Origin of the sequence: Streptomyces sp. BA2 (assembly GCF_009769735.1) — a bacterium.
GTDB lineage: Bacteria > Actinomycetota > Actinomycetes > Streptomycetales > Streptomycetaceae > Streptomyces.
Genome location: NZ_WSRO01000002.1, coordinates 5070974 through 5084013, shown reverse-complemented (window position 1 = coordinate 5084013; position 13040 = coordinate 5070974). Strand labels below are relative to the sequence as shown.

At 69.2% G+C, this 13040-nt stretch carries 10 protein-coding genes; 9 read left to right on the top strand and 1 reads right to left on the bottom strand.

The genetic code is table 11. The annotated features are described in order from the left end of the window. Positions 1-489 precede the first annotated feature (489 nt). From E5671_RS25655 to E5671_RS25640, 4 genes are all read left to right on the top strand, one after another. Complete coding sequence (locus E5671_RS25655) at positions 490-4542, top strand: nSTAND1 domain-containing NTPase (protein WP_160506286.1); 4053 nt, start codon at positions 490-492, stop codon at positions 4540-4542. Between the two features lie 514 nt (positions 4543-5056). Further along, on the top strand, positions 5057-5845 hold the full coding sequence (locus tag E5671_RS25650) for a GntR family transcriptional regulator (RefSeq protein WP_160506285.1): 789 nt from the start codon (positions 5057-5059) through the stop codon (positions 5843-5845). A gap of 3 nt (positions 5846-5848) precedes the next feature. After that, positions 5849-6619, top strand: a complete 771-nt coding sequence (locus tag E5671_RS25645; RefSeq protein ID WP_160506284.1) for a glycosyltransferase — start codon at positions 5849-5851, stop codon at positions 6617-6619. A gap of 399 nt (positions 6620-7018) precedes the next feature. Next, complete coding sequence (locus tag E5671_RS25640; RefSeq protein ID WP_160506283.1) at positions 7019-7951, top strand: FkbM family methyltransferase; 933 nt, start codon at positions 7019-7021, stop codon at positions 7949-7951. 73 nt (positions 7952-8024) lie between these two features. Here E5671_RS25640 and E5671_RS25635 read toward each other — a convergent pair whose 3' ends face one another. Next, a complete protein-coding gene (locus E5671_RS25635; protein ID WP_160506282.1) occupies positions 8025-9278 on the bottom strand; it encodes an amidohydrolase family protein in 1254 nt (417 codons plus the stop codon). A gap of 152 nt (positions 9279-9430) precedes the next feature. Between E5671_RS25635 and E5671_RS25630 the strand changes: the two genes are divergently transcribed. The 5 genes from E5671_RS25630 to E5671_RS25610 all read left to right on the top strand — a co-directional run bounded on the left by E5671_RS25630 (position 9431) and on the right by E5671_RS25610 (position 12992). Beyond that, on the top strand, positions 9431-9880 hold the full coding sequence (locus tag E5671_RS25630; protein WP_160506281.1) for a DoxX family membrane protein: 450 nt from the start codon (positions 9431-9433) through the stop codon (positions 9878-9880). A 141-nt stretch (positions 9881-10021) separates the two neighbouring features. Continuing rightward, positions 10022-10606: a hypothetical protein gene (locus E5671_RS25625; RefSeq protein WP_160506280.1), complete on the top strand. Its 585-nt coding sequence runs from the start codon at positions 10022-10024 to the stop codon at positions 10604-10606. Positions 10607-10724: 118 nt separating this feature from the next. Continuing rightward, positions 10725-11393 (top strand): TetR/AcrR family transcriptional regulator, encoded by a 669-nt coding sequence (locus E5671_RS25620; protein WP_160506279.1) that lies wholly within the window; start codon positions 10725-10727, stop codon positions 11391-11393. Continuing rightward, positions 11390-12280, top strand: a complete 891-nt coding sequence (locus E5671_RS25615; protein ID WP_202121258.1) for an alpha/beta fold hydrolase — start codon at positions 11390-11392, stop codon at positions 12278-12280. The genes E5671_RS25620 and E5671_RS25615 overlap by 4 nt, the downstream gene beginning before the upstream one ends. A 118-nt stretch (positions 12281-12398) precedes the next feature. Beyond that, on the top strand, positions 12399-12992 hold the full coding sequence (locus tag E5671_RS25610) for a hypothetical protein (protein WP_160506278.1): 594 nt from the start codon (positions 12399-12401) through the stop codon (positions 12990-12992). Positions 12993-13040 lie beyond the last annotated feature (48 nt).

Sequence of the window (13040 nt, the reverse complement as noted above, 5' to 3'; positions counted from 1 at the left end):
TTCGGCGCCACCTCCCACCACGGCGCCACCGCCCACCGCGTGGGGAGCCCCTTCCCCACAGTCCCTCGATCCCGTACAGCTGCGGGAACAACCGGAACGCGGGAACCTGCTCGCCCGCACCACGTCGTTTCGGTGCCGGTCCCTCCCCTGTTGGGACCGGTACCGAACGACGCGGCCTGCATCGATCCGCGCCATGTCGGCGTATCGGCGCGGATCGAGGAAATACGGATCCGTAGTCCGTGTGACAACGGTCCGGAGGTGATCGGCGAAAACCAGCCGAGGCCGTGCGGCGTCGCGAGTCACCTCTGCGAGTCACCCCGAGCTGGTGACCTGCCCTGACGCTGCGCGGTTGGTTCGCTACCGGTTCGCGATCCTGCCAGTTACAGCCCCGAACGAGGAGGTTGCGCCATCATCCGGACGCCTTAGCCGCAGGTCAGCCGTATAAGGTGAGTTTTCCGGTCCGGATATCCAGTGCGGCGGAAGTAAGGGGTGGAGGCCTTGAGTTCCGACTCAGGGGCACGCACAGCCTTCGCGGAACGTCTCGCGCTGCTGTACAAGGAAGCCGGTAACCCTCCCCTCCAGCGCGTGGCCGAGGCGGTCGTCCGGCAGCAGCGGGTCGACGAGCGCGGGCGGATCGTGCGGGTGTCCGCCCAGCGGATCAGCGACTGGCGACGGGCCAAGAACGTGCCCGCGCAGTTCGCCGCCCTCGCGGCCGTGCTGCACGTCCTGATACCCGAAGCGCGGCGCGAGCGGCCCGCGCCGGTGTCCAGCGGTCTGTACGACATGACCCAGTGGCAGCTCCTGTGGGAGCGCGCGGTGGCCGACCCCGTCAGCGGTCGCGCCGCCCACGCATCCGCATCCGCGGAAGAGGAGGAACGGCTTCAGGCCGAGGCCGCGACCGGCGTCCACAGTGTGTGTCCCTACCGAGGGCTGGCTTCGTACCGGCAGCAGGACGCCCGGTGGTTCTTCGGGCGGGAGCGGAGCACGGACGCCCTCGTCGCTCAGCTCCGCGCGGCGGAGGAGACGGGCGGCCTCGTCATGCTCGTGGGCGCTTCGGGGGCGGGAAAGTCCTCCCTGCTGAACGCCGGCCTGGTGCCCACCCTCCAGAACGGCGCGCTGAGCGACGAGGACAGCAAGGCAGGCCCGGTGCTGCAGCTCGTACCGGGAAGCGATCCTCTCGCTGAGCTGACCCGCCAGATACCCGAGCTGGCGCAGGCGCTGTCCGAGGCCAAGGAAGCCGAGGAACCGGTCGCGTCTGACGCTGAGGAACCGGACGCGGCAGAGCCTGGTACTCCGCAATTCGCCCACGCGGTGAGGGAGTCCTTCACGGCATGGGCGCGACGCGAGTCGTCGTCCGCCGCCCGCCCGGTCGTCATCGTGGACCAGTTCGAGGAGACCTTCACCCTCTCGTCCGGCGAGGCGGGCAAGCGCACCTTCATCCAGCTCCTCCAGGCCGCGTGCTCCCCCGGCGACGCCGGTGGTCCAGCCCCCGCGCTCGTGGTCCTTGGCGTACGCGCCGACTTCTACGAGCACTGCCTCAGGTATCCCGAACTGGCCGACGCGCTGCAGCACCGGCACATGGTCCTCGGGCCGCTGACCACCACGGAGTTGCGCGAGGCCGTGACCGGCCCGGCCAAGGCCGTGGGTCTGGAACTCGAACCGGGGCTCGCCGAGCTGATCGTCCGGGAGGTGAGCACGGACGGACCTCGCGGGGCGCACGACGCGGGAGTGCTGCCGCTTCTCTCCCACGCCCTGCTCGCCACCTGGCAGCGGCGGAAGACGGGACGGCTCACGCTGGCCGGCTACCGCGCGGCGGGGGGAATCCAGGGAGCTGTGGCGGCGACCGCCGAGCGTGCCTGGTCCGACCTCGACCCGGCGGCCCGCACGGCCGCGCGACTGCTCCTCCTCAGGCTGGTCCGGCTCGGCGAGGACACCCAGGCCACGCGCAGGCGGGGGGCGCGGCGCCAACTGGCCGAGGAGTCGACGGACCCCGGCAAGACCGAGGAATCGCTCGAAGCGCTGGTACGCGCCCGGTTGGTGACGCTCGACTCGGAGACCGTGGAGATCACGCATGAAGCGCTGCTCCACGCCTGGCCCCGTCTGCGCGACTGGATCGACGAGGACAAGAACGACAACCTGCTGCGCCAACGCCTTGAGGAGGACGGCAGGACCTGGGAGGACTCCGGCCGCGACACGTCACTGCTCTATCGGGGTTCCCGTCTGGAGCAGGCCCGTGCCTGGAGGAAGACCGCCGGTGGCACGTTTCTGACCAGAGGCGCGGTGGAGTTCCTGGCTGCTTCGGCCAGACTCCGTAAGCGCACGGTCCTGATCACTCGTGGTGCGGTGGCCGCCCTGGTCGTTCTGGCGATGGTGGCCGTCGTCGCGGCGGTGGTCGCGTGGCAGCAGCGGGACGACGCGGTGTTCGAGCAAGTGGTCGCCGAGGCCGATCGCGTCCAGGACACGGATCCGTCACTCTCCGCTCAGCTCGACCTGGTCGCACACAACCTGCGGCCGGACGACGAAGGCACGGAGAACCGGCTGCTCTCGATCGTGAACGCGCCACTGGCCACACCGCTCCTCGGCCACAAGGGCGCCGTCTACCTCACCTCGTTCAGCCCGAACGGGCGGATCCTGGCCACTGCCAGCTACGACCGGACCGTACGGCTGTGGGACGTGTCGGACCCGTCTCATGCCAAGCCCCTGGGCAAACCCCTTACCAGCCACAAGAGTTGGGTGAGCAGCGCGGTCTTCAGCCCGGACGGCGACACTCTCGCCACCGCTTCGGACGACGGCACGGTCCGGCTCTGGGACGTTCGGGACCCCGGCCGCCCTCGCCCGTTGGGTTCGCCCATGACCGGCCATGACGGCGCGATCTATCTGGTCGCCTTCAGCCCGGACGGGCGGACTCTGGCCTCTGCCAGTGACGACCACACCGTGCGGCTGTGGAACGTGGGCGACCCGAGCCGGCCGAAGGCACTCGGTGCTCTGAGCGGCCACACCGCCGCCGTGCGCTCCGTGGCCTTCAGCCCCGACGGCCGAACACTGGCCGCCGGTGGCGACGACGGCACGATCAGACTGTGGAGCACGGCCGATCCGCGGCGCCCGAAGCCGATCGACAAGGTGCTGGCCGGCCATGCGGGCACGGTGCACTCCGTGGCCTTCAGCCCCGATGGCCGCACGCTCGCCAGTGGCAGCAGCGACAACGCGATCCGGCTCTGGAAGGTGGCTGACCCGCGCCGTGCGAAGTTGCTCGGAGCGCCGCTCACCGGCCACACCGGCCCCGTGTGGTCCGTGGCCTTCAACTCCGCGGGAACCATGCTCGCGGCCGCCAGCGCGGACAGCACGGCGAGCCTGTGGAACGTCCGCGATCCGGCGCACCCGTCGCAGGTCGGCGAGCCCCTCGCGGGCAGCAGCGGGGAGATGTACGCCCTCGGTTTCAGCCCCGACGGGCGGACTCTCGCCACGGGGAGCGGCGACAACAAAGTCCGCCTGTGGTCGATACCGACGTCGGACATGGTCGGCAGGACCGGAGCGTTCCGCCCTGATGGGAAGGTGCTCGCCACGGCCGCGCGCGACGAGCGGGTCCGGCTGTGGAACGTGGAGCGTCCCAGCCGGCCCGTGGCGCTGGGCAAACCCTTCAAACCCTCTGAAGGGGACGTGCGTTCACCGGTGTTCTCGCCCGACGGCAAGACGCTCGCGCTCCTGACGGGAAGCCGCGCGGTGCAGCTGTGGAACGTCGCCGACCCCACTCACCCGGTCCCCTACGGGCCCCCCGTCGCCCTGAGGACACGCTTCGCGGCCGCGCTGGCCTTCAGCCCGGACGGGCGCACACTGGCAAGCGCCGACACCGACCGCACCATCCAGCTGTGGAACGTCAGCGACCCGTCCCGTCTCCGTCGGCTCGGCGAACCGCTCACGGGCCACGAGGGCTACGTCAATTCCCTCGTCCTCAGCAAGGACGGCCGGACTCTCGCCAGTGGGAGCGCGGACGGCACCATCCGGCTCTGGAACGTGTCCGACCCGCGAAAAGCCACCCGAATCGGCAAGCCCCTCAGGGGCCACCTCGGCCCCATCAACGAACTCGCCTACAGCCCGGACGGCCGCACGCTGGCCAGTGGCAGCGACGACGGCACGGTCCGCCTCTGGAACATCGCCGACCCCTCCAAGGCGAGCCAGTTGGGCTCCTCCCTCACGGGCCATACCGACGCGGTGGTGTCACTGACGTACAGCGCGGACGGCGGCACGCTGGCGAGCGGCGGCAATGACAACACGGTCCGCCTCTGGGACGTCGCCGACCCGTCCGACGCCTCCCCCATCGGTCAATCCATGAGCCCCAACGCCAAGACGGGCAGCTTCTTGTCGTTCAGCCCTCAGGGCGAGATGCTCGGAGTTTCAAGCGGTACGGATACGGTCCGGCTTTGGAACTTGGACACCGACGCGGCGATTCGGCGGATCTGCTCAGCCACTCGGGGCGTTCTTACGCAGGAAAGATGGCAGGAGTATCTGCCCCGTCTCTCGTACGAGCCGCCCTGTGATGAGTAGACGAGTAACGGTTCAACAGCCCTGCCCTACGGATGACGCTACGTGATCCCGGTCACAACTCGACATTTCGACTGAGTAGTTGACTCCCCTTACGCGAGAAGCCTTGTTACGGTTGGCCACAGCCCGATCGCTGGTGCATCCCCCGTCGCCAGCGGTCGGGCGTTTTTCGTGATCTCACCCTTCGGCGACCGCCGTGAGCGCATCATCTACAAGGCCACTACAGGTCCGGTACAAGGCAGCTGCAAGGCGCCTGCAAGGCATCCAGTTCGCGATGCTTTTCGGCACGTCGGGCCGGGCAGTGCAAATTGAGACGCGGCCGGCCGGCTATCTCCGTACCAACTGGGTGGTTGGGCCATGCTTCGTGACAGTTGGCCTTTGAATGATGTCAATGATGGCCTGAAACCGCATCGCATTTCGGCATTGGACGCTTCGTCAAGACCTCTTGAGGAGTCGTATGGTGAGTGGCTGGTGAGTGGCTGGTGAGTGGCGTTGACCGACAGGGCGGTGAGCACGGATGGCCAAGGCCTACGAGGAGATCGCGGACGACCTGCGCGCACAGATTCGCGCAGGTCGTTTCGGGCCCGGTGACCGACTGCCGTCCGAGGCGGAGCTCATCAAGAGCACCGGCCGCAGCGGGCCGACCGTCCAGCAGGCCCTGCGCGTGCTCCAGGCAGAAGGGCTGATCGAGAAGCAGCACGGCCGCGGCACCTTCGTCCGCCGCCCGCGCCTGCTCGTGCGGCGCGCGAACACTCGGTATCAGTGGGAGAAGGACCGGGCTCGCGCACCCGAGCAGCAGCGTCTGGCGACGGGCGCGACGGAGCACGACACGGGACTCGGGGTCGACGACCTCGTCTTTCACGCCGCGTACCGCGAGGTCGAAGCGCCCCAGGAGATCGCGTCGGCTCTGGGCGTCGACGCAGGAACGGCGCTCGTCGAGCGGACCTACCGGACGCGGTACAGCGCCGAGCGAAACCCGTTCAGCCTCGTCACGTCGTATCTGATCCGCGACCTCGTCAAGGGAAACCCCGACCTCCTGGACGAGACGAAGGAGCCTTGGCCGGGGGCGACTTGGAACCAGCTGCTCACGGTGGGCATCGAGATCGACCGCATCGAAGAACGCGTGACGGCCCGGCCCCCGACGGTGGAAGAGGCGGAGGAGTTGGGCCTGCCGCCCGGCACGGCGGTTCTCGTCCTTCGCAAGACCTCGCACGACACGGACGACCGCGTCGTCGAGATGTCGGACATCACGCTGCCCGGCGACCGCACAGAAATGCTCTTCACGACCCACTTGGAAAGGTGGTGAGCCGTGAGCAGGCGCATCGTCATCGTCACGGCCGTCCATGCACCGTCGGCGCCCTTCCTGGCCGACGCGTACAAGTCCATCCGCGAGCAGCAGTTGCCCACCGGCTGGGAGTGGCACTGGCTGATCCAGGAGGACGGGACGACAGACCGGGTCGCGCCGCATGTCCCCGACGACGACCGGATCACGTTCAGGCAGGGACGCCCGGGAGGCCCGGGGGTCGCTCGAACCATCGCCTTGGCTCACGCGGACGGCGAGTACGTCAAGGTCCTCGACGCCGACGACCAGCTTGCCCCAGGCACGCTGGCCCGCGATCTCGCGGCCCTCGAAGCTGATCGGACCCTTGCTTGGGCGACGTCACGCGCGCTCGATCTGCTCCCCGACGGATCTACGGCCGGTTTCCCCGGCGACCCCGAGCACGGGCCGATCGAGCGTCAGGAAGTGCTCGACTACTGGGCGTCTCACGACTATCGGGCGCAGGTCCACCCGGCCACGCTCTTCGTCCGCCGCCAGCTGCTCGTGGCCCTTGGCGGCTGGATGGCTCTGCCCGCTTCCGAGGACACGGGCCTCCTGCTCGCCCTGAACTCGACCTCCCGCGGCTGGTTCTCGTCCGAGGTCGGCCTGCTCTACCGCAAGTGGGAAGGCCAGGCGACCGGCCAGGCCGCGCACGTCGACACGGCGGAGCGCGATGCGCGCATGGCCGTTGTCGAGGCCAGGGCGCGAGCGCTGGGGCACTTGCGGTGGCGCTATGACGGGGCGGCTGATTATCCCGGGTGAAGGGGTCGGCTGGCTGGCGGCTGAGCGGGGGCGGCTTACTGGCGGCTGACCGGCGGCTGACTGGCTCGGGTGACCGGCGGCTGACCGGGTCGGCTGACCGGGTCGGCTGACCGGCGGCTGACCGGGGTCGGCTGACCGGCGGCTTACCGGGGTCGGCTGACCGGCGGCTTACCGGGTCGGCTGACCGGGTCGGCTGACTGGCGTCTGACCGGCTCGGGTGACCAGCTCGGGTGACCGGCGGCTGACCGGCTCGGGTGACCGGCAGCTGACTGGGTCGGCTGACCGGCGGCGTACCGGGGTCGGCTGACCGGCGGCTGACCGGGTCGGCTGGCCGGCGGCTGACTCGCTCCGGCTGACGGATCTTGCCGCGGCCCGCGGCGGACTCGTACGGTCGCGGCTATGCCTCCCGCTTCCCTCCGCCGTACGTCGGAGCTTCTGGCCACCCTCGGTCGCGGCTATGTCCGCAACGCACCCGGCTCGCTGCTCAAGGGCCCGCTCGCTGCCCGGTACCTCAACCCTTACCTGCGCGACCATCCGCGTCAGCGCGTGGTCGAGGCGCGGTTCGACGCGTGCTTCGCCTGTGACTCCCGCGATCTCATCCAGCGGTTCATCAGCCTCTACGGCGTGTGGGAGCCACACATGACACGGTGGCTGCAGAGTCGCCTGAGCACCGGAGACACGTTCGTCGACGTGGGCGCGAACGTCGGGTATTTCGCGATCCTGGGCTCTCGCCTGGTCGGCAGCACGGGGCGGGTGGTGGCCATCGAGGCGTCTCCCGCATTCCACAACCGCGTGCTCCAGCACATCGGTCTCAACGACTGCGACAACGTCCGCGCCGTCAACGCGGCCGTCTCCGACAGCCACAAGACGCTGACCTTCGTGCTCGCCAGCTCGAACAACATGGGCGCCAACTCGATCGTCCCGTACGACGGTCCGGCCGAGTCGAGCTTCGACATGGAGGCCCGGCCCTTGCCCGAGATCCTCGACGAGGACGAACTCACCAGGGCCCGCGTGATCAAGATCGACGTAGAGGGTGCCGAGGGCGCCGTCATCAGAGGGCTGGCTCCCGCCCTGGCAGAGCTTCGCCCGGATGTGGAGATCGCCGTGGAGGTCACCCCGGACCGTATGACCCAACTCGGGGATTCCATCGATGAGTTGATGGCGACCATGGCTCAGCACGGCTTCCACACCTACCGGCTGCCCACCGACTACAGGCCCGAGAACTACCCCCGCGCGCTGCGTCGGCCGGAGCCGCCGGTGCGGTGGCGCGGCCCCATCGTCGGCGAGAGCGAGCTGGTCTTCTCGCGGGTGGACGCTGAGACCTTGCGGTGATGGCCCTGCGGTGATGTCGGCGCTTCCCGCCCGGCCCACCGGGCGATGGCGGCGCCGACCACCAACCGGCGACCTACCGGTTCCCGTCGAACGGGAGATCCAGCATGCGAATCGCATTCCCGCGCAGCAGCTTGTACGCCACGTCCTCAGGGAGGTGGCCTACGTGGTCCTCGGCCACCTGCTTCGTGTGCGGCCATGTCGAGTCGACATGCGGATAGTCGGTTTCGAAGGTGGCGTTGTCGACGCCCACGGTCTCGATGGAGGCGATGCCGTGCTTGTCCCGGAAGAAGCAGCAGAAGATCTGCCGGTAGTAGTACGTCGACGGAGGCTCCGGGATCAGGTCCTTGACCCCGCCCCAGGCCCGGTGCTCCTCCCAGACGTCGTCGGCGCGCTCCAGGGCGTACGGAATCCACCCCATCTGGCCTTCGCTGTACGCGAGTTTGAGCCGCGGGAACTTCACAAGGACCCCGGAGAAGAGGAAGTCCATCATCGATGCCATCGCGTTGTTGAAGCTCAAGGAGGCCTGAACGGCCGGGGGCGCGTCGGGCGACGCCGCCGGCATCTGTGACGACGAACCGATGTGCATGTTCACCACCGTGCCGGTCTCCTCGCACGCCGCGAAGAACGGGTCCCAGTAGCCGGAGTGGATCGACGGCAGCCCGAGGTGCGTGGGGATCTCGCTGAAGGTCACGGCGCGCACGCCGCGGGCGGCATTGCGCTTGATCTCGGCGACAGCCAGGTCGACGTCCCACAGCGGGATGAGGCACAGCGGGATCAGTCTGCCGCGGCTGTCCCCGCACCACTCCTCCACCATCCAGTCGTTGTACGCCCGGACGCAGGCGAGCCCGACCTCCTTGTCCTTGGCCTCGGAGAACGTCTGCCCACAAAAGCGCGGGAACGTCGGGAAGCAGAGGGAGGCCTCGACATGGTTGATGTCCATGTCCTCAAGGCGGGCCTTCGGGTCCCAGCAGCCGCGGCGCATCTGCTCGCGCGTGATGCCGTCGAGCGTCATCTCGTCCCGCGAGAAACCGACGGCGGCGATGATGCGCTTGTACGGGAAGATCTCCCCCTCGTACTCCCACCAGTCGGTGACCTGCCCTTCCGGGTCGGTCGTGAACTTGTACTTGCCGCCGATGTACGCCAGCTCGCCGATACCTGCGGTGAAGGGCTTCGGGCCCCGGTCGCGGTACTTGCTCGGGAGCCACTTCTCGAAGAGGTGCGCGGGTTCGATGACGTGGTCATCCACGCTGATGACGCGGGGGAGCTCCTTGGCCCCGACCTCGTTGCTGTCCACTGCTGTGCCCCCTACTACCTGCCGGTTTCCCATACACGCATCTGACGGTCCATCAGATTGAGGTTATGGGCTCACATCGACGACGGCAACAGCCCGCTTGAAACTCGACCCCTTGCGCGATCGAGCGGGATCCGCTGAACTGACGGCCCGTCAGGTCAGGTTGAGGGGATGAGGGAGGGTGCTCGATGCAGACGATGTGGCTCAGCGGAGCCGAGTGGATCGCCGTGCTCCGGATCGGACTCGGCCTTTGGTGGCTGGAGAGCTGGCGCCACAAGGACAAGAAGACCTGGTTCACCGGAGGGGGCATCGGCTGGGCGGTGGGCATCGCCGAGAAACACCGCTGGCAGTTCGTCCGGGCCGGCTTCGACCTGACCGTGCGGCCCCGGCCGCAGCTGATGGCATACATCGTCGCCTACGCGGAGCTGGCGCTCGGCCTTGGTCTCATCTTCGGCTTGCTCACACCGATCGCGCTGATCGGAGGGCTCGTACTCAACCTGATCTATTTCGTGTTGATGATCCATGACTGGGCCGAACAAGGTCAGAACCTGATGATGGCGCTCATCTCACTCGTCGTTCTCTTCGCCATGGGCTGGCAAGTCTGGTCGCTGGATGATGTGTTGGGGCTCTTCCAGTAGGTCCGGTAGGTCCCGTAGGTCCAGTAGGCGCCGGTGGCGCGAAGCCTCGCGCGCTTGTCTGGCCTGTTGCGCCGCGGCATGCCACCCTGCGCGGGCATGAGCACGGCGCGCACCGTCGTTCTGGCAGACGAGGAGAGGCCGATGAGCGAACGCGACCGGGAAATGCGGGAGATGCGGGAGATACGGGGGAAGCACGCGCCTGAGGCATCAGTCCTCAGACAAGGCCACGCCGCGCGAGCTGAGAGCGCAGCAGCTCGGGCGGCAGCCATCAGCCACTACGTCGAGCGCGTCGCGGGAGAACAGCCGGACGGCAACGCGACTGACGAGAACGCGGTCTGGAAGGCAGCTCACGCCGCGCGCGTGGCGGCGCAGGCGCTCGCCGTGCTCGCCGAGAGCTCACCCGATCCAGCGGCGGATTCTCGCTGCGCCAGGAACTCCGCTGCCTCCGCCGCGCAGGCCTCCCAGATGGGACAGCTCGTCGACGGCGACACCGAACCGTCCCGCGCCGCGTGCCGGGCCGCGCTCAAGGCCTCCCTGGCCGCATCCACGGCAGCGGGGGCCAGCTGTCTCGGCACGGACGAGGGGCTGAACTCCCAAGCGGACGAAGCCGAGAAGCTGGCCGTCGCGGCAGCGGAGCGCGCCGGCTGGATCCGCCCCGGCGCAGACATCCCTGCCGTCTCGACGGGTGTACGAAGTCCCGAGGTCATGTCGATGCTCCACCTCTGACCACCTCGTACCGCCTTGGGCCATCTCTGACCACCCCTGACCTCCGTGCTTGCCCATGTCCAGGCGCGCCTCTAAGTTTAGAGAGCTCTCTAAATTTTAGGGAAGGCGAGGTGCGCTTATGCAGACGGACCAAGGTGGGCTGCGTGCGCGGAACAAGGCTGAGCGGCGGTCGCGGATCCTTGCGGCGACGCGTGAGCTCCTGCGCGACGGGCCGGAATCGGTGATCAGTACCGAGCGGATCGCCGAGCGGGCGGAGGTCGCCCCGGCCACCGTCTACAACCTCATCGGACCGCGCGACAAGATCTGGGAGGCGCTGGCCGCCGGGTTCATGGACGAACTCGAGCACCGCCTGGCGGAGCCGGGAGCCGGCGGTCCGCGCGAGGTCGTCGAGGCGACCGTCCAGCTGTTCGTGGGCGACCCGGTCGTGTCGCGCCGCATGGTGCGGGAGTGGGCGGCGAGCGGCCTCGTGTTCGACCGCAGCCCGCTCACCCAGCTCCGTCAGGCGATGGCGGACGCGCGGACCCAAGGCCTCCTGCGCGCCGACATCGACACCGACGCGCTGGCCGCCGTTGTCGGCGCCTCGTGCCTGGGCGCGCTGCATCAGTGGGTCGCCGCCCTGATCGATGACGACCGGTTCCTCGCACGTGCCCTGTTCGCGCTCGACGTCGCGCTCGCCGCGGCGGCTGCGGACCCCCACCGCGACCAACTGCTGGCGCCGCTCAGACGCAGAGGTGCGGTACGCGGGGACGCGGCATCCGGGGATGCGGTACGCGGGGACGCGGTATGACGGCCGGCGCGCTGCCGCAGGCCCGAAGCTTCGTGGGCGGCGACGGAACCCTGCTCGCGGCCGATGTGTGGGGCGAGGCGTCCTCGCCGCCTCTTGTCCTGCTGCACGGGGGCGGCCAGACACGTCACGCCTGGGACAGGACCGGCCCACGGCTCGCCGCGCTGGGGTGGCGGGTCATCGCCCCTGACCTGCGGGGACATGGCGCGAGCCAATGGTCGGCCGACGGTGACTACGACCTCGGCCTGTTCGTCCAGGACGTCCGGGCGCTGGTTGCTGAACTCGGCGACCGGCCGGTGCTCATCGGTGCCTCGCTCGGAGGCCTGAGTTCGCTGCTCGCCGCCGGGGAGACGCCCCGGGCGGCCATTCGCGCTCTGGTGCTTGTCGACATCGCCCACCGGCCCGACCCCCGCGGGTTCCGCCGGATCGTCGAGTTCATGCGCCGCCGCCCGGACGGATTCGCCAGCCCCGGGGAAGCGGCCGCGGCGGTCTCCGCTCATCTGCCGCATCGCGCACGTCCGGATGCTCCGGATGCTCTTGACACTCCGTACGCCCCCGCCGGGATACGGAACAACCTGCGACGTCACGGCGATCGCTGGGTCTGGCACTGGGACCCCCGCATCCTGGACAGCTTCGAGGGCCGGATGGACCCGCCCGGCATGGCGGAGCGCCTCCTCGACGCCGCGTGCGCGACCGAGGTGCCGATCCTGCTCGTCCGGGGCGGCATGAGCGACGTGGTGCGCGAAGACATCGCCGAGCAGTTCTGTGACCGGGTCCCCCACGCGCGGCGCGTCGATGTGGCCGACGCCGGGCACATGGTGGTCGGCGATCGGAACGAGCACTTCATCGATGCGGTCGTCCCGTTCCTGGACGGGTTCCTGGCCGGGTGACTTCAAGTGGCCATGACACGCCCCGTTCCGCTCTCCGTTCCGTGGTGTCACCATGCGGAGTCCAGGGGTGTCGAGGGGTGTCGAGGAGTTCCCTCGGCGGGGGCGGGCGGAGGAACGAATGGCAGAGGTGTTCTTGCGGCGGCTGACCCGGTGGCAGGCCGAACAGCAGCGGGAAGCGGTCGCCGACGTCTATGTCGAGGCATACGAAGGAGCCGCCGGAGCCGAGTACCGGGATCGGCAGGGCTTCCTGCGCCTTTTCGAGAACACCGTGCAGCGGCCCGACTTCGACATGGTCGTCGCCGACGCCGGGGGCCTGGTCGGCTGTCTCTACGGCTACCGCGCGCCGCGTACCGGCGACTGGTGGGAAGGGTTCCGCGGCGTCCTGCCCCCGGGGGTGGAGGAACGCACGGCCTCGGGCCGGGTCTTCGTCCTGACCGAGCTGATGGTGGTGCCCGCCTACCGGCACCAGGGCGTATCGGACCGCCTGCGCACGCTGCTGCTCATGCGGCACACCACGGACCTGGTCGTCGCGGTCATCAAACGGGACGACGATCTGGGGCGCGAGGTCCTGCGGTCGTGGGGCTGGACGAAGCTCGGGGAGTTCGATGCGGGCGGGCCGGGATCGACGGCACCGCCCCGCCGTGGAGAGAGCGAGGCGGGGGCGCCTGACGAGCTGGTGTGGGAGGGGTGGATGCGGCCGACGGCAGATTGAGGGCGTGCTCTGGCTTCGCGGAGATCACGGAGCTCAGGCCACCGCCTG

Bases quoted from the DNA above. Each gene is read 5' to 3' on its own strand.
- E5671_RS25640 (WP_160506283.1), top strand. From the start codon at position 7,019: ATGCCTCCCGCTTCCCTCCGCCGTACGTCGGAGCTTCTGGCCACCCTC.
- E5671_RS25625 (WP_160506280.1), top strand. From the start codon at position 10,022: ATGAGCGAACGCGACCGGGAAATGCGGGAGATGCGGGAGATACGGGGG.
- E5671_RS25630 (WP_160506281.1), top strand. From the start codon at position 9,431: ATGCAGACGATGTGGCTCAGCGGAGCCGAGTGGATCGCCGTGCTCCGG.
- E5671_RS25615 (WP_202121258.1), top strand. From the start codon at position 11,390: ATGACGGCCGGCGCGCTGCCGCAGGCCCGAAGCTTCGTGGGCGGCGAC.
- E5671_RS25650 (WP_160506285.1), top strand. From the start codon at position 5,057: ATGGCCAAGGCCTACGAGGAGATCGCGGACGACCTGCGCGCACAGATT.
- E5671_RS25620 (WP_160506279.1), top strand. From the start codon at position 10,725: ATGCAGACGGACCAAGGTGGGCTGCGTGCGCGGAACAAGGCTGAGCGG.
- E5671_RS25610 (WP_160506278.1), top strand. From the start codon at position 12,399: ATGGCAGAGGTGTTCTTGCGGCGGCTGACCCGGTGGCAGGCCGAACAG.
- E5671_RS25635 (WP_160506282.1), bottom strand. From the start codon at position 9,278: ATGGGAAACCGGCAGGTAGTAGGGGGCACAGCAGTGGACAGCAACGAG.